Annotated in this window: 14 protein-coding genes and 1 pseudogene; 3 read left to right on the plus strand and 12 right to left on the minus strand. The window is 68.4% G+C overall.

The features are described from left to right. Positions 1-10 precede the first annotated feature (10 nt). Together F1642_RS15215 and F1642_RS02075 are read right to left on the minus strand one after the other, a co-directional pair. A pseudogene (locus F1642_RS15215) lies at positions 11-980 on the minus strand (tyrosine recombinase). 1,450 nt (positions 981-2,430) lie between these two features. Next, positions 2,431-2,595 (minus strand): hypothetical protein, encoded by a 165-nt coding sequence (locus F1642_RS02075; protein WP_164871414.1) that lies wholly within the window; start codon positions 2,593-2,595, stop codon positions 2,431-2,433. A 126-nt stretch (positions 2,596-2,721) separates the two neighbouring features. Between F1642_RS02075 and F1642_RS02080 the strand changes: the two genes are divergently transcribed. Together F1642_RS02080 and aroB are read left to right on the plus strand one after the other, a co-directional pair. Further along, positions 2,722-3,273 (plus strand): shikimate kinase, encoded by a 552-nt coding sequence (locus F1642_RS02080; protein ID WP_240542382.1) that lies wholly within the window; start codon positions 2,722-2,724, stop codon positions 3,271-3,273. Then, the gene (aroB, locus tag F1642_RS02085; protein ID WP_194885339.1) at positions 3,270-4,376 is read left to right on the plus strand and encodes a 3-dehydroquinate synthase; all 1,107 of its coding nucleotides are present in this window, start codon (positions 3,270-3,272) and stop codon (positions 4,374-4,376) included. The genes F1642_RS02080 and aroB overlap by 4 nt, the downstream gene beginning before the upstream one ends. 76 nt (positions 4,377-4,452) lie before the next feature. Here the strand turns inward: aroB and F1642_RS02090 are convergent, their stop codons facing one another. Beyond that, a complete protein-coding gene (locus F1642_RS02090) occupies positions 4,453-5,499 on the minus strand; it encodes a Glu/Leu/Phe/Val dehydrogenase (RefSeq protein ID WP_194885340.1) in 1,047 nt (348 codons plus the stop codon). A gap of 227 nt (positions 5,500-5,726) precedes the next feature. Then, a complete protein-coding gene (gene ssb, locus F1642_RS02095; protein ID WP_206692640.1) occupies positions 5,727-6,236 on the minus strand; it encodes a single-stranded DNA-binding protein in 510 nt (169 codons plus the stop codon). 173 nt (positions 6,237-6,409) lie between these two features. Here ssb and F1642_RS02100 point away from each other — a divergent pair, with 173 nt between their 5' ends. Next, complete coding sequence (locus F1642_RS02100; RefSeq protein ID WP_045999444.1) at positions 6,410-7,030, plus strand: lytic transglycosylase domain-containing protein; 621 nt, start codon at positions 6,410-6,412, stop codon at positions 7,028-7,030. A 3-nt stretch (positions 7,031-7,033) separates the two neighbouring features. Here the strand turns inward: F1642_RS02100 and F1642_RS02105 are convergent, their stop codons facing one another. The 8 genes from F1642_RS02105 to sucD form a co-directional block, all read right to left on the minus strand. Further along, entirely contained in the window at positions 7,034-7,555 is a 522-nt protein-coding gene (locus F1642_RS02105) for a lytic transglycosylase domain-containing protein (protein WP_255522042.1), read from the minus strand. Then, on the minus strand, positions 7,548-8,936 hold the full coding sequence (lpdA, locus tag F1642_RS02110; protein WP_194885341.1) for a dihydrolipoyl dehydrogenase: 1,389 nt from the start codon (positions 8,934-8,936) through the stop codon (positions 7,548-7,550). Before lpdA ends, F1642_RS02105 begins: the two co-directional genes overlap by 8 nt. A 62-nt stretch (positions 8,937-8,998) precedes the next feature. Continuing rightward, positions 8,999-9,400, minus strand: coding sequence for an MAPEG family protein (locus F1642_RS02115; protein WP_194885342.1), 402 nt, complete (start codon positions 9,398-9,400; stop codon positions 8,999-9,001). Continuing rightward, positions 9,400-9,654 (minus strand): hypothetical protein, encoded by a 255-nt coding sequence (locus F1642_RS02120; RefSeq protein ID WP_045999441.1) that lies wholly within the window; start codon positions 9,652-9,654, stop codon positions 9,400-9,402. Before F1642_RS02120 ends, F1642_RS02115 begins: the two co-directional genes overlap by 1 nt. A 97-nt stretch (positions 9,655-9,751) precedes the next feature. Next, entirely contained in the window at positions 9,752-11,269 is a 1,518-nt protein-coding gene (odhB, locus tag F1642_RS02125; protein WP_194885343.1) for a 2-oxoglutarate dehydrogenase complex dihydrolipoyllysine-residue succinyltransferase, read from the minus strand. 4 nt (positions 11,270-11,273) lie between these two features. Continuing rightward, positions 11,274-14,240, minus strand: coding sequence for a 2-oxoglutarate dehydrogenase E1 component (locus tag F1642_RS02130; protein WP_194885344.1), 2,967 nt, complete (start codon positions 14,238-14,240; stop codon positions 11,274-11,276). A 34-nt stretch (positions 14,241-14,274) separates the two neighbouring features. Continuing rightward, positions 14,275-14,628, minus strand: a complete 354-nt coding sequence (locus F1642_RS02135; protein WP_139085319.1) for a hypothetical protein — start codon at positions 14,626-14,628, stop codon at positions 14,275-14,277. A 92-nt stretch (positions 14,629-14,720) separates the two neighbouring features. Beyond that, a complete protein-coding gene (gene sucD, locus F1642_RS02140) occupies positions 14,721-15,605 on the minus strand; it encodes a succinate--CoA ligase subunit alpha (RefSeq protein WP_045999684.1) in 885 nt (294 codons plus the stop codon). Positions 15,606-15,640: the final 35 nt, after the last annotated feature.

Consider the following 15,640-nt stretch of genomic DNA (forward strand, 5'->3'; position numbering starts at 1 on the left):
GAGGTCCCGGTCAGTTGGTGTTGGCGGCATCGTCAGGCGACACGCCGCGCGCCAGAGGGTGGTGGTTCAGAACCAGATCGCGCATGCGATGGTTCAGCACATGAGTATAGATTTCCGTCGTGCCCAGATCGGCATGGCCCAGCAGCATCTGGATGCTGCGCAGGTCGGCGCCGCCTTCCAGCAGGTGGGTGGCAAAGGCGTGGCGGATCACGTGCGGCGTCACGCGCGCGGGATCGATGCCCGCCGCCACCGCCATCTGGCCCAGCAGGCGCGAAAAGCTCTGCCGCGGCAGGTGGCCCGCCGCGCCCGGTGCGGGAAACAGCCAGCGCGCGCCGCGACCCGCCAGCAGGCGGTACAGCGGGCTGCCCTGGGGGGGCGTTGTCGCGGATCTCCAGCCAGTCGCGCAGGGCGGTCCGGGCGGCCTGGCCAAGGGGGACCATCCGGTCCTTGCCGCCCTTGCCGCGGATCACCAGGACCGCCGGATCGCCCCGGCACCCGGCCACCGGCAGGCTGACCAGTTCGGTGACGCGCATGCCGGTCGCGTACAGCAGCTCGATCAGGCACATGTTGCGCGTGCGGTCGATCCGGCCCCGGCCGATGCCGGGGGCTGCGTCCAGCAGCGCCTGGATCTCGGCCCGGTCCAGCGTGCGCGGGATGCGCTTGGCGCGGCCGGGGCCCGCGATGCGGATGGCGGGGTCGTCCTCGCGCCAGCCCTCCTCCAGCGCAAAGCGGGTGAACTGGCGGATGGCCGACAGGCGGCGGGCACGGGTGGCCCGCGACAGGCCCTGCGCGTCGCAATGGGACAGGTAATCCTCGACCTGCTCGCGCGTCAGCCCGGCCAGCGACAGCGCCCGCGCGCCCAGCCAGTCCGACAGGTCGCGCAGGTCGCGGCCATAGGCCAGCAGCGTGTTCCGCGCGGCCCCGGCCTCGGCGGCCTGGGCGTCCAGAAAGGCGCCGATGGCGTTGTGGTCGGCGCTCATTGCGGGGCCTGCATCTGCGGCAGAAGGGTGATCTGCGCCTCGGCGTGATCGGCATCGGGGTCCAGACCCAGGGCGCGCAGCATGGCTATGCCACGCCCGGCGCGGGCCAGATCGCCCTCCAGCGCCGCGTCGATATCGGCCATCGCGGTCAGCAGCGCCTCTCCGCGACGGGTGTCGGGGGGCGTGGCGGGGGGTGCGGCCATCTCGGGCGCGGGATCGGGGATCACGCTGTCGGGCAGGCCCATCCAGGCGCGCATCAGGTCGGCCACCTCGGCGGCGCGGGGATCGGTGATGCCGGTGGGCAGGTCGGCCGCGACCATCGCCGCCAGCAGGTCGGCCATCCCGGCCGCGCGGAATTCGTCGAAGGCGCGGGGCAACGCCTGCGCCAGATCGCCGCCCGCCAGCGCCGCCTCCAGCGTGCGCATGACTCCGGCGCGTTCCCAGACCCCGCCCGATGCCGCGGGGCCGCTGTTCGCCATAGATCTGGCGCAGGGTCGTGGCGGGCAGGGCGCCGGTGCGCGCCAGACGCTCGGCAGCCTCAAGCCGGGCCTTGAAGCCGCTGTTCAGGCGCAGGTCGGATTGCGCGAAGGCCACCGGCAGGGGCTGCGTTGGCAGGGGCTGTCCCACGGCCTCGTAGATGCGGAATTCCAGCGGGGTCATGCGGTCGGCGGGGGCCAGCAGCTCTGCCGTGTCGACGAAGGCGTCGTCCAGGAAATGCGTCAGCAGGATCGCCTGGCGTTCGTCGATCAGGCCAAGCGCCTCGGCGCCGTGCAGGCCGATCGCCGCCGCGGCCCAATCGCCCGTTTGCGCCAGACAGAAGATGCGCGCCGCAAAGCTGGGCGCGATGCCGGGCGTGCCGTTCATGATCGCGCAGGCGCGGCCTTCGTCGCCCTCCAGCAGGGCGATGTCGAACATGCGGCGAAAGATCTCGGGCTGGCCGGGGCCGGCGGCGACCAGCAGCGACTGCGCCTCGTCCAGCGCGCCCATGTCCAGCAGGCGGTCGGCGCGCGACAGGAACAGCTGTCCCCGCATCCCTTCTGGCGCGGTGGGGGGGGCCAACTGTGCGGTCAGCACACGCTTCAGCAACGCCTGCATGGATTGCAGGCGGGCGGGCGTGGCCAGCACCATCTGCGACAGCTGCGCGGGGTCGCTGCCCGACCACAGGTCGGCCGGCAGCCCGGCACGGCGGGGGCTTTGCGTGCCGGTGTGGTCAGGGTTGCCCTGGTCCAGGCGGGTGACCTGTACCGGACCCACGGCGCCGCTGGTGGCCACCGGCTGGGGTCTGGCGCTTGGGCGGGGCGGTGGGGCGTCGCCGGGCCGCCAGGCCGAGCTTTCGCGCACCGGGCCGCGGACGCTGCCCGACAGCCAGTCGCTGGCCGACAGGGGCTGCTGCTGCGCCAGGGCAAGGCTGGGCAGCAGCGCCAGGACCAGTGCGCAGAGGGTGGTTCTGTCAGTCACCGGCAGCCTCGGCCGGCTGTTCGGCCGCGGGGGTGTCCAGCTGCAGGGGGGTGCGGACCTCCTGGCGGGTCGGGGCCATGTCGCCGAAATAGGCATAGCCCGCGAGGCCGATCAGTCCCGCCAGAATCAGCACCACCAGCAGTTTCAACATCCGCATTGCATTCGCCTTTGCTCGACCGTGTTTTCTGTGTTCTTGCACCGGTCTTGGGCCGGCTCGGGGCGAATATATATGGCAATTTCCGAAAGATCACGTCATTCAGTCACCCGATTGACGGGGGGCCGGATGACACAGGTGCTGACGCGCCATATCGTGCTGATCGGAATGATGGGCGCGGGCAAGACCGCCATCGGGTCGGAACTGGCCCGCAGGCTGCGCGTGCCGTTCACCGATTCCGACGCCGAGATCGAGGCCGCGGCGGCCATGTCCATCAGCGAGATCTTTGCCCGCGACGGCGAGGCGTTCTTTCGCGCGCGCGAGGCGCAGGTGCTGTCGCGCCTGCTGGCGGGGGCGCCGGGCGTCGTCTCGACCGGGGGCGGCGCGTGGATGCGCCCCGAGAACCGGCAGATCATCGGGGAACGGGGCCTGTCCGTCTGGCTGAACTGTTCGCCCGAGACGCTGTGGGCGCGCGTGCGCCAGCGCCCGACGCGCCCCCTGCTGCAGACCGCCGACCCAAAGGGCACGCTGCTGCGCCTGCTGGCGGAACGCAGCCCCGTCTATGCGCTGGCGGACCTGGAATTCGTGTCCCGCGCCGGCGACACGATCGAGGCGACCGCGACCCGCCTGATCGCCGAACTGACCGCCGCCCATCCCACCCTGACCCAGGAGAAGCCATGACCGATCCCGTCACCGTTCCCGTGCCCCTTGGAGCGCGCGCCTATGACGTGCGCATCGGGCAGGGCCTGCTGGGTCGCGCGGGCGCCGAAATCGCACCGCTTCTGTCGCGACCGCGCGTGGCGATCGTCACCGACGCAACGGTGGCAGGGCTGCATCTGGCACCGCTGCAGGCCGCGCTGCGCGACGCGGGGATCGCCAGCGAGGCGCTGGTCCTGCCGGCCGGGGAGGGGACCAAAAGCTGGCCGCATCTGACGGCCTGCGTCGACTGGCTGCTGGACCAGCAGGTCGAGCGGCGCGACGTCGTCCTGGCGCTTGGCGGCGGGGTGATCGGTGACCTGGTGGGTTTTGCGGCGGCGATCCTGCGGCGCGGGGTGCGGTTCGTGCAGCTGCCCACGACGCTGTTGGCGCAGGTCGACAGCAGCGTGGGCGGCAAGACCGGGATCAACAGCGCGCATGGCAAGAACTTGGTCGGCGCGTTCCACCAGCCCTCGCTGGTCCTGGCCGATATCGACGTGCTGGACACGCTGCGGCCGCGCGATTTCCTGTCGGGCTATGGCGAGGTCGCCAAGTACGGTCTGCTGGGGGATGCGGATTTCTTCGCCTGGCTGGAGGAGAACGGCCCCGATCTGGCGCGGAATGCGGGCCTGCGCCAGCAGGCGGTCGCGCATTCGGTGGCGATGAAGGCGGGCATCGTCACCCGTGACGAGACCGAGCAGGGCGAACGCGCGCTGCTCAATCTGGGCCACACCTTCGGTCATGCGCTGGAGGCGGCGACCGGGTATTCGGATCGGTTGCTGCATGGCGAGGGCGTGGCGATCGGCTGTGCGCTGGCCTTCGATCTGTCGGCGCGGATGGGGTTGTGTTCGCAGGAGGCGCCGAGCCGCGTCCTGGCGCATCTGCGCCAGATGGGCATGCCCGCACGACTGTCCGAGATCCCCGGCGCCCTGCCAGACGACGGGGGCCTGATCGCGCTGATGGGGCAGGACAAGAAGGTCGTGGACGGCCAGCTGCGTTTCGTGCTGGCCCGCGGGATCGGCGAGGCCTTCGTCAGCGACGCGGTCGAAGGTAACATGCTGGCACGCGTCCTGCACGACGCGCGGTAGGCGTCCGTCCCGGCCCGCGAAGCCGCGACAGCCCCCATCGAGGGGGCCGCCACGGCTGGCTGTCGCCGAAGCCGCCTCAGGCGGCGCGACGGGTGGTCAGCATGTCGTGCACCATCTGATCGGCCACGGCCGAAGGCAGCTGGTCCGTGTCGCGCGCGCGGGTCAGCATCTGATCGACGCGGCCGGCGATGGCGGTCAGGCGATCCAGGCGCCAGGCGTCGGGCTTGCCGTGGATCTCGCTTGCGACGCTGATGATGCCGCCGGCGTTCACGACATAATCGGGCAGATAGGTGATGCCGCGTGCGGCCAGGATGTCCGCCACGCCGTCATCGGCCAGCTGGTTGTTCGCGGCGCCGCAGACCAGCGTCGCGGTCAGCGCCGCGGCGGTGTCCTGCGTCAGCACGCCGCCCAGGGCGCAGGGAGCCAGGATGTCCATCTGCTGATCGAAGACCGCGTCGGGCGCGCACACGGTCGCGCCAAGGCGTGTCGCGGCGTCGTCGAGCGATGCCTGATGGATGTCGGTCACCATCAGCCGTGCCCCCGCGGCGGCCAGCTTTTCGGCCAGCGACAGGCCGACATGGCCCAGCCCCTGCACCAGCACCCGCCGCCCGGTCAGATCGTCCGTGCCGAACGCATGGCGCGCGCCCACGCGCAGGCAGCGGAACACGCCTTCGGCGGTCCAGGGCGAGGGGTCGCCCGAGGCGCCCGACAGGCCCACGGCAAAACGCGTCGCCTCGGCCGCATGGGCCATGTCCGCCGGAGAGATGCCGACATCCTCGGCCGTCCAGTAGGTGCCGCCAAGCGCGTCGACGGCCTCGCCGAAGGCGCGCATCATCGCCGGGGTCTTGTCGGTGCGCGCGTCGCCGATGATGACCGCCTTGCCGCCGCCCAGGCCCAGGTCGGCCATCGCGTTCTTGTATGTCATGCCGCGGGCCAGACGCGTCACGTCATGGATCGCGGCATCGTCGTCGGCATAGGCCCACATGCGGCACCCGCCCGCGGCAGGGCCGAGCGTGGTCGAATGCAGGCAGATCAGCGCGCGCAGCCCGGCCTGCGGGTCCTGTGCCAGAACCAGACGCTCGAACCCCTGGGGCGCGGTCAGATCGGTAAGTGTCAGTGCCATCTGCAAGCCTTCCTGTGGCAGGCGCGCGGGCCGTCCCGCGCAGGGATCAGCCCAGAAACCGCCAGCGCGGACGCATTGCAAGCGCAGGATCATTCGCAAAGGCCGGACCGGCCGGCGCGCAACTTGCCGCAAGGGCGGGGCGCGTGCCGGCAAGATCGCGTCGCGCGCCGGCAACGAAAAATGGCGGCCCCATGGCCGCCCCTTTCCGGTGATTCGCCCTGATCGGATCAGAACGGGATCTCGTCGTCGTAATCGGCGCGTCCGCCGCCCTGGCCGCCGCCGCCGCGCGACGACGATCCGCCGCCCTGGTTATAGTCGTCATAGCCGCCGCTGTCGCGACCACCGCCGCCCATGCCGCCACCACCCATGCCGCCGCCACCGCCGCTGGCGCCGTCCAGCATGGTCAGCGTGCCGCCGATGCCGCGCAGGACGATCTCGGTCGAGTAGCGGTCCTGGCCGGACTGGTCCTGCCACTTGCGGGTTTCCAGCTGGCCCTCGACATAGACCTTGCTGCCCTTTTTCAGATAGCGTTCGACGACGCCCACCAGGCCCTCGTTGAAGATGGCGACGGTGTGCCACTCGGTGCGCTCCTTGCGCTCTCCGGTGGTGCGGTCCTTCCAGTTCTCGGAGGTGGCGATGCGCAGGTTCGCGACCTTGCCGCCGTTCTGAAAGCTGCGGATTTCCGGGTCGCGGCCAAGATTGCCGACCAAAATGACCTTGTTGACGCTGCCTGCCATGATCAGGATCCTTGGATTATGTGCCTTTGCATCGGGTCTAGCCCAGCCCGCCGGGTGAAGCCAAGCAGGAAGTCGCGTAGCGCCAAGGCCCGACTGGCAGCATGACCGATTTCGTGTATAGTCCGGGACAAAAGCGGCGACAGGCCGGTGCGACAAGGACGAGGGCGGAGATCATGCGGCTAGGCCATACCCTGAAGGCAACCTTCTGTGCAGCGGTGATCGGAAGTCTGGCACTGCCTGCCGACGCGCAGGGCCTGCGCCTGTCGGGCGCGTCTTCCAAGTCGCGCGCCGAACAGTTCGCACGCCAGACCCGGCTGATGGATTCGCGCCTGTCGACCCAGTACCAGTCCTCCGCCCGGCTGCAGCCGAATGCGGGCCGCCAGGAGGTGCTGCTGGAAACGGCGCCGAACATTCCCCGCTATACGGGTCGGCGCAGCGAATACCTGCCCCATGCGCGCCAGGCGGCGCAGCGTCACGGCATTCCCGAGGACCTGTTCCTGCGGCTGGTCCAGCAGGAATCGGGCTGGAACCCGAACGCGCGCAGCCATAAGGGCGCGATGGGGCTGGCGCAGCTGATGCCGGGAACGGCCGCCAAGCTGGGGGTGAACCCCAACGATCCTGTGCAGAACCTGAACGGCGGGGCGCGCTATTTGCGGATGATGTACAACCAGTTCGGCAACTGGACGCTGGCGCTGGCGGCCTATAACGCGGGGCCCGGCGCGGTGCAGAAGCACGGCGGCATCCCGCCCTATCGCGAGACGCGGAACTATGTCCGCATCATCGCGGGCGGCTGATCCTCAGCCGCTGAGTCCGGTCCGCTTCAGCAGGCCCTTGCGCTTGGCCTCGTAGTAGTAGCCGCGCGAATACCACATCACGGCACGGTCGGGGTCGCCCTCGGCCACCATCCAGGCGCCGCGCAGGTACTTCACGCCATAGCGCAGGTTCGTGTCGGCATCCAGCAGACCACGATCCGGCCCGCGATAGCCCATCGTGCGCGCCGTCTGCGGCGCGATCTGCATCAGCCCGTGATACGGGCCGTTCCGCATGTCGGGACGATGGCCGGATTCGCGCAGGATCACCCGTTGGACCAGCGAACTGGGCACGTCGTAATGGCGTGCCCAGAAGTTGATGCGCTGGCGCAGATAGGGCGTCTCGTTCGGGTAGAGGCCCGAACCGCCGATCCGCCCGTTGCTGCCTGACCGGACCCCGCCACCGCCGCATGCGGCCAGCGCCAGGATCGAGATCAGCAGCCCGCGCCGACCAAGATGGGCCGCAGGCCGCGGGGGCAGGGCCCCCGCCACCATACGCGCGTCAGGCATGAATGGCGCCGCCGCCGCAGGCCAGCGCCGCCTCGCGCACGGCTTCCGACACGGTCGGATGCGCGTGGCAGGTCAGGGCCAGATCCTCGGCCGAGGCGCCGAACTCCATCGCCACGCAGACCTCGTGGATCAGGTCGCCCGCCGATGGGCCGATGATGTGGCAGCCCAGGATGCGGTCGGTCTCGGCATCGGCGATCAGCTTGACGAAACCCTCGCCCAGGAACTGCGCCTTGGCGCGGGCATTGCCCATGAAGGGGAACTTGCCGATCTTGACCTTGCGCCCGCCTTCCTTGGCCTGCTCCTCGGTCAGGCCGACATTGGCGACCTCGGGGGTGGTGTAGATCACGCCGGGGATGACGCCATAGTTCACATGGCCATGCTTGCCCGCGATGACCTCGGCCACCGCCATGCCCTCGTCCTCGGCCTTGTGGGCCAGCATCGGGCCGGGCACCGCGTCGCCGATGGCATAGACGCCCTTGATGCTGGTCGCCCAGTGTTCGTCGACCTTGACGAAGCCGCGATCGGTCATGGTCACGCCAAGCGCGTCGAGGCCCAGGCCCTCCACATGCGGACGGCGGCCCGTGGCGACCAGGACCACGTCGGCGGTCAGGCTGTGGGTGCTGTCATCCTTCTTCAGCGCATAGGTCACCGTAGCCTGGCCGTCCTTGGCCTCGGCCGACTGCACGGCGGCGCCCATGACGAAGGACAGGCCCTGCTTTGACAGCATCTTCTGGAACTGCTTCTGCACCTCGCCGTCCATGCCGGGGGTGATGACGTCTAGGTATTCGACCACCGTCACCTCGGCGCCGAGGCGGGCATAGACCGAACCCAGTTCCAGACCGATGACGCCTGCGCCGATCACGACCATGGATTTCGGGATCTTGGGCAAGGCCAGCGCGCCGGTGGAATCGACGATCACGCCCGCGTCGTTGTCGACCGTCACGCCCTTCAGCGCGGCGGGGGACGATCCGGTGGCGATGACGATATTCTTCGTCTCGTGGACGGTGTCGCCGACCTTGACCTTGCCGGCTTCGGGGATCGAGGCCCAGCCCTTGATCCAGTCGATCTTGTTCTTCTTGAACAGAAACTCGATGCCCTTGGTGTTCCCCTGGACCGTGTCGGCCTTGTAGGACTGCATCTTGGTCCAGTCGACGTCGACATGGGCGTTCATCAGGCCCATCTTGGCAAAGTTCTCATGCGCCTCGTGCAGCATGTGGCTGGCATGCAGCAGGGCCTTGGATGGGATGCAGCCGACGTTCAGGCAGGTTCCGCCAAGAGCCTCGCGGCCCTCGACCACGCCGACCTTCAGGCCCAGCTGCGCCGCGCGGATGGCGCAGACATAGCCGCCGGGGCCGGCGCCGATCACGATGAGATCATACATGGCAGTTCCTTTTGTCAGACCGCGGTCGGGGGCTTCGCACCCCCGGGCCCCGCGGGGTATTTTTACAAAGAAGAAATCAGGGCAAAGAGGATCATCAGCACGGTCGCCGCAAAGCCGACGACCCAGATGATCGAGCGGCCCGGCACCCAGCCCCGCACATAGGCGGGGATATAGAGGATGCGCGCGGCCACATAGGTCCAGGCGCAGATCGCGGTCAGTATGCCGGATGCGTCGCCAAGCGTGACCACGACCACCGCCAGGCTGAACATGATTAGGCCTTCGAAATGGTTGTTGAAGGCACGTTGCAGGCGGCCGGCCGTCCCGGTCAGCTCGACCTTGCCGCCGTCGCGCGGACTCATGGCGGCGCGGCGGCCGACCTGGCGCTGCGCCATCACGGAATAGGTCGCGAACTGCGCGGTCTGGATCAGGCCTGCGACGGCCAGGGCTGCGACCTCGGGGGGCATCAGACGGTTTCCACGAAATGTGCGTCGGTGGCGGTGACGCCGGCCTGGGCCGCGAAGACCGCCGCCGCGCCTTTCAGGTAATCGCGGGCGGCCTTCGGGTTTCCGACCTGGAACAGCGCCCAGGAATGACCGTCATCCTCGCGCCAAAGTTGCAGCAGCGTCAGGCCGTTGCGGCCCCGATCCTCGGCATCGGCGTCGAAGGCCGTGCGGAACGTGGCAGGGTCGGCATGGGTGTAGCGGACGATCAGTTGCATGGGTCAGGCTCCGGTTCGTGACGCCCCAGCTTTGGTCCTGCGCCGGTGGCAGCGCAAGCCCGTGGTGCGAGAGGGCCCCAAAGGGCCCCCGGCGGGATCAGAGATCCATCAGCAGGCGGCGCGGATCCTCCAGCGCTTCCTTGACGCGGACGAGGAAGGTCACGGCGCCCTTGCCGTCGACGATCCGGTGGTCATAGGACAGTGCCAGGTACATCATCGGACGGATGACGATCTGACCGCCGACGACCACGGGGCGCTCCTGGATCTTGTGCATGCCCAGGATGCCCGACTGCGGGGGGTTCAGGATCGGCGACGACATCAACGAGCCGTAGACGCCGCCGTTCGAGATGGTGAAGGTGCCGCCCTGCATCTCGGCCATGGACAGCTTGCCGTCGCGGCCCTTCAGGCCCAGCTCGCCGATCTCCTTCTCGATGGCGGCAAAGCCCTTCTGGTCGGCGTCGCGCACGACCGGCACGACCAGACCCGAAGGCGTGCCCACCGCGACACCCATGTTGACGTAGTTCTTGTAGACCACGTCGGTGCCGTCGATCTCGGCATTGACCTCGGGGACTTCCTTGAGCGCGTGGCAGCAAGCCTTCACGAAGAAGGACATGAAGCCCAGCTTGACCTTGTGCTTCTTCTCGAAGGCGTCCTTGTACTCGTTGCGCAGGCCCATGATCGCGGACATGTCGACCTCGTTGTAGGTCGTCAGCATCGCGGCGGTGTTCTGCGCGTCCTTCAGGCGGCGGGCGATGGTCTGGCGCAGCCGGGTCATCTTGACCCGCTCCTCGCGCGCGGCGTCCTCGGCCGGGCGGGGGGCGGCAGGGGCCTTCGCGGCGGGCGCGGGGGCCGCCTTGGCCTTGGCCACGTCCTCCTTCATCACGCGGCCGTCGCGGCCCGAACCCTGGACCTGGTCGCGGCTGACGCCCTTTTCGGCCATGGCCTTCTTGGCCGAGGGTGCATCCTCGACATCGCGCGGCCGGGTCTCCTCGGGGCCGGCATTCGGCAGGACGGTCTCCTGCGCATCCGACGCCTTGGGCGCGGCGGTGCCCGCGGCACCCTCGGTGATGATCGCCAGGCGCGCCTTGGCGTCGACGGTTGCGCCTTCCTCGGCCAGGATCTCGGCCAGAACGCCCGCGGCGGGGGCCGGGACCTCGACCGAGACCTTGTCGGTCTCCAGCTCGCACAGCATCTCGTCGGCCTCGACGCGGTCGCCCGGCTTTTTGAACCAAGTGGCGACGGTCGCCTCGGTCACGCTTTCGCCCAGGGACGGGACCATCACGTCCACGGAATTGCCGCTCATTGTCTTCTGTTCCTCGGTCTTTTCGGCCGGTGCTTCGGCCTTGGCAGGTTTCGAAGCGGGGGCGGCGGCTTCGCCACCCTCGCTGATCTGGGCCAGCAGCGCGTCGGGCCCGACCGTCTCGCCCTCGGCGGCGACGATCTCGGCCAGGGTGCCGGCGGCGGGGCTGGGCACCTCGACGGTGACCTTGTCGGTCTCCAGCTCGCACAGCATCTCGTCGACCTCGACGCGGTCTCCGGGCTTCTTGAACCAGGTGGCGATCGTGGCCTCGGTGACGGATTCGCCCAGGGCGGGCACGCGGACTTCGGTGGTCATCGGATCATCCTTCAAGGTTCAGGGCGTTGGCGACCAGCGCCTCTTGTTCGGCCTTGTGGCGCGATGCCAGGCCCGTGGCGACCGAGGCCGCGGCGTTCCGGCCCGCATAGCGCGCGCGGGTGTGCTTGGCGCCAAGCCGCTCCAGCACCCATTCCAGATAGGGCTCGACGAAGCTCCAGCCGCCCTGGTTCTTGGGCTCCTCCTGGCACCACACGACCTCGGCCTGCTTGAAGCGACCCAGTTCCTTGACCATCGACTGTGCCGGGAACGGATAGAACTGCTCCAGGCGCAGCAGATAGGTGTCGGTGATGCCGGCCTCGTCGCGCGCCTTCAGCAGGTCGTAATAGACCTTGCCCGAACACACCACGACGCGCTTGATCTGGTCGTCGGCCACCAGCTTGGTGTCCGAACGGCCGCGCTGCGCGTCGTCCCACAGCACGCGGTGGAAGGTCGAACCCGACTGGAACTCTTCGGCGCGGCTGATGGCCAGCGGGTGGCGCAGCAGCGATTTCGGCGTCATCAGCACCAGCGGCTTGCGGAAGCCGCGGTGGATCTGCCGGCGCAGGATGTGGAAGTAGTTCGCGGGCGTGGTGCAGTTCGCGACGATCCAGTTGTCCTCGGCGCATTGCTGCAGGAACCGCTCCAGGCGGGCAGAGCTGTGCTCGGGGCCCTGGCCCTCGAAGCCGTGCGGCAGCAGCATCACCAGGCCGGACATGCGCAGCCATTTCTTCTCGCCCGAGGAGATGAACTGGTCGAACATGATCTGCGCGCCGTTGGCGAAATCGCCGAACTGTGCCTCCCACAGGGTCAGCGTGTTGGGTTCGGCCAGCGAATAGCCGTATTCGAAACCCAGCACCGCGTATTCCGACAGCATGCTGTCGATGACCTCATAGCGGGCCTGACCCTCGGCGATGTTGTTCAGCGGATAGTAACGGTCCTCGGACTTCTGGTCGATGAAGGCCGAATGCCGCTGGCTGAACGTGCCGCGGGTGCTGTCCTGACCGGACAGGCGCACGCCATGCCCCTCGGTCACCAGCGAACCGAAGGCCAGCGCCTCGGCCGTGGCCCAGTCAAAGCCTTCGCCCGTCTCGAACATCTGCTTCTTGGCTTCCAGCAGGCGGCCCACGGTCTTGTGCAGGGTCAGCCCATCCGGCGCGTTGGTCAGCGCACGGCCGACCTGGGTCATCACCTCGGGGGTGATGCCGGTCTCGCCGGCGATATAATCCGTACCCTCGCGGTTCAGGCCCGACCACTTGCCGTCCAGCCAGTCGGCCTTGTTCGGCTTGTAGTTCTTGCCGATCTCGAACTCTTCGTTCAGGTGCGCCTGGAAGGCGGCCTTCATGTCCTCGATCTCGCCCTCGGGGATCAGCCCGTCGGCGACCAGGCGTTCGGTGTACAGCTGCAGCGTGGTCTTCTGCGCCTTGATCTTGGTGTACATCGCCGGATTCGTGAACATCGGCTCGTCGCCTTCGTTGTGACCAAAGCGGCGATAGCAGATGATGTCCAGAACCACGTCCTTGCGGAACTTCTGGCGGAACTCGATGGCCACGCGGGCGGCATGGACGACGGCCTCGGGGTCGTCGCCGTTCACGTGGAAGATCGGCGCCTCGACCATCAGTGCGATGTCGGTCGGATAGGGCGAGGTGCGGCTGAACGCCGGCGCGGTGGTAAAGCCGATCTGGTTGTTCACCACGATGTGGATGCAGCCGCCCGTCCGGTGACCGCGGATGCCCGACAGCTGCAGGCATTCCGCCACGACGCCTTGGCCCGCAAAGGCCGCGTCGCCGTGCAGCAGGATCGGCAGGACCGAGCTGCGGTCGGTCAGGTCGCCCAGCTGGTCGCCCTTGGCGCGCGCCTTGCCCAGCACGACCGGGTTCACGGCCTCCAGGTGGCTGGGGTTGGCGGTCAGCGACAGGTGGACATTGTTGCCGTCGAATTCACGGTCGGCGCTGGCGCCCAGGTGGTATTTCACGTCGCCCGAACCGTCCACGTCCTCGGGCTTGAAGCTGCCGCCCTGGAACTCGTGGAAGATCGCGCGATAGGGTTTCGACAGCACGTTGGCCAGGACCGACAGGCGGCCGCGGTGCGGCATGCCGAACACGATCTCCTTCACGCCAAGCGCGCCGCCGCGCTTGATGATCTGCTCCATCGCGGGGATCAGCGCCTCGCCGCCGTCTAGGCCAAAACGCTTGGTGCCCATGTACTTGACGTGCAGGAACTTCTCAAAGCCCTCGGCTTCGACCAGCTTGTTCAGGATGGCGCGCCGGCCTTCGCGGGTGAAGGCGATCTCCTTGCCGTAACCCTCGATCCGCTCCTTCAGCCAGGCGGCTTCCTCGGGGTTCGAAATGTGCATGTACTGCAGCGCGAACGTGCCGCAATAGGTGCGGGTCATCAGGTCGGTGATCTGGCGGATCGACGCGATCTCCAGGCCCAAGACGTTGTCGATGAAGATCGGACGGTCCATGTGGCCGGGACCGAAGCCATAGGTCGAGGGCTTCAGCTCGCCATGATCGGGCACTTCGCGCAGGCCCAGGGGGTCCAGCTGCGCGTGCAGGTGCCCGCGGATGCGGAAGGCGCGGATCAGCATCAGCGCGCGGATGCTGTCCAGCACGGCCTGACGCATCTGGTCGGTCGACAGCTTCAGGCCCTTTTCCTCGGCCTTGGCGGCGATCTTCTTGATCGCGGCGTCGGCGTCGCCCTTGGACGCGGAGGGCCATTCGCCGGTCAGGGCGCTGGTGGTGTCATCCTGGGGGACCGGCGGCCAGTCGGCGCGCTTCCAGCTTGCACCCTCGGATTCGCGGACGGCCACGTCCTGATCGTCGCCAAGCGAGCGAAAGAAGCTGTCCCAGGCTTCGTCCACCGCGCCTGCGTCCTTGGCCCACTGGCCGTACAACTGTTCCACATAGGCCGCGTTATGGCCCTGCAGGAACGAGGAATCGTGGAAATCGGTGTTCTTTGGCTGGTCGGTCATGGCTGGTCCCCGTTCAGGGCAAATATGGGTTGGATCAGGCGCAGTAGATGTCGAAGATGCGGGCGCCGGGATCGGCGGTCGGGTCAAGCCGGGGCTGCTGCTGGATCCGCAGCGGGGCCCGACGTTCAAGGCCGCACAGCGCGACGGCGGTGCGGCTTTCGGCATTCGGCGGGGCATAGGCGGGGCGATAGATCACCCGCCACCCGAAATCCCGCCGAGAGACGGTGCGCACCGATTCCGGCGGCAGGCCGCTGGCCTGGTGCAGGTTGGTGCGCGCCGGGATGCCGCCGGGCAGGATGTCGTTGGTCATCCTGTCCCCGCAGCCCGCAAGGCCCAGCAGCGCCACAAGCGACAGCCATCGGCCCGCGCGGGGTGCGGATGCTGTCATGTCGTGTTGGCCTGCCTGCTGGTCCACGGTCTTTCCCTTTGCGTCAATCCGCCCCCCAACAGGTGGGTACCGGGGGGCGGACTGTCAAATCATCAACCCTTGATCGCCTTCAGCACGGCCTCGCCCAGGCCCGCAGGGCTGTCGGCAACGATGATACCGGCCTTCTTCATGGCCTCGATCTTGGATTCCGCGTCGCCCTTGCCGCCCGACACGATCGCGCCGGCATGGCCCATGCGACGGCCCGGAGGCGCGGTGCGGCCCGCGATGAAGCCCGCGGTGGGCTTCCACTTGCCCTTGCGCTTCTGCTCGGCCAGGAACTCGGCGGCCTCTTCCTCGGCCGATCCGCCGATCTCGCCGATCATGATGATCGACTCGGTCTCGGGATCGTCCAGGAACATCTGCAGCACGTCGATATGCTCCATGCCCTTGATCGGGTCGCCGCCGATGCCGACCGCCGAGGACTGGCCCAGGCCCACGTCCGAGGTCTGCTTGACCGCCTCATAGGTCAGGGTGCCCGAACGCGACACGACGCCCACCGACCCGCGGCGGAAGATGCTGCCCGGCATGATGCCGATCTTGCATTCGTCGGGGGTCATGATGCCGGGGCAGTTCGGCCCGATCAGGCGCGACTGCGATCCGGCCAGCGCGCGCTTGACACGCATCATGTCCAGGACCGGGATGCCTTCGGTGATACAGACGATCAGCGGGATCTGCGCGTCGATGGCTTCCAGGATCGAATCCGCCGCGAACGGGGGCGGGACATAGATCACGGACGCATTGGCGCCGGTCTTGGCCACGGCCTCGTGGACCGAGTTGAAGACGGGCATGCCCAGGTGATCCGTGCCGCCCTTGCCCGGCGTCACGCCACCGACCATCTGCGTGCCATAGGCGATCGCCTGTTCAGTGTGGAAGGTGCCCTGGGATCCGGTGATCCCCTGGCAGATGACTTTGGTATTCTTGTCGACGAGAACGGCCATCATGGCCTCCTTGCGTAAGCGGCGCCAGACGCACC

This window comes from Paracoccus sp. NBH48, assembly GCF_015390265.1.
GTDB lineage: Bacteria > Pseudomonadota > Alphaproteobacteria > Rhodobacterales > Rhodobacteraceae > Paracoccus > Paracoccus marcusii.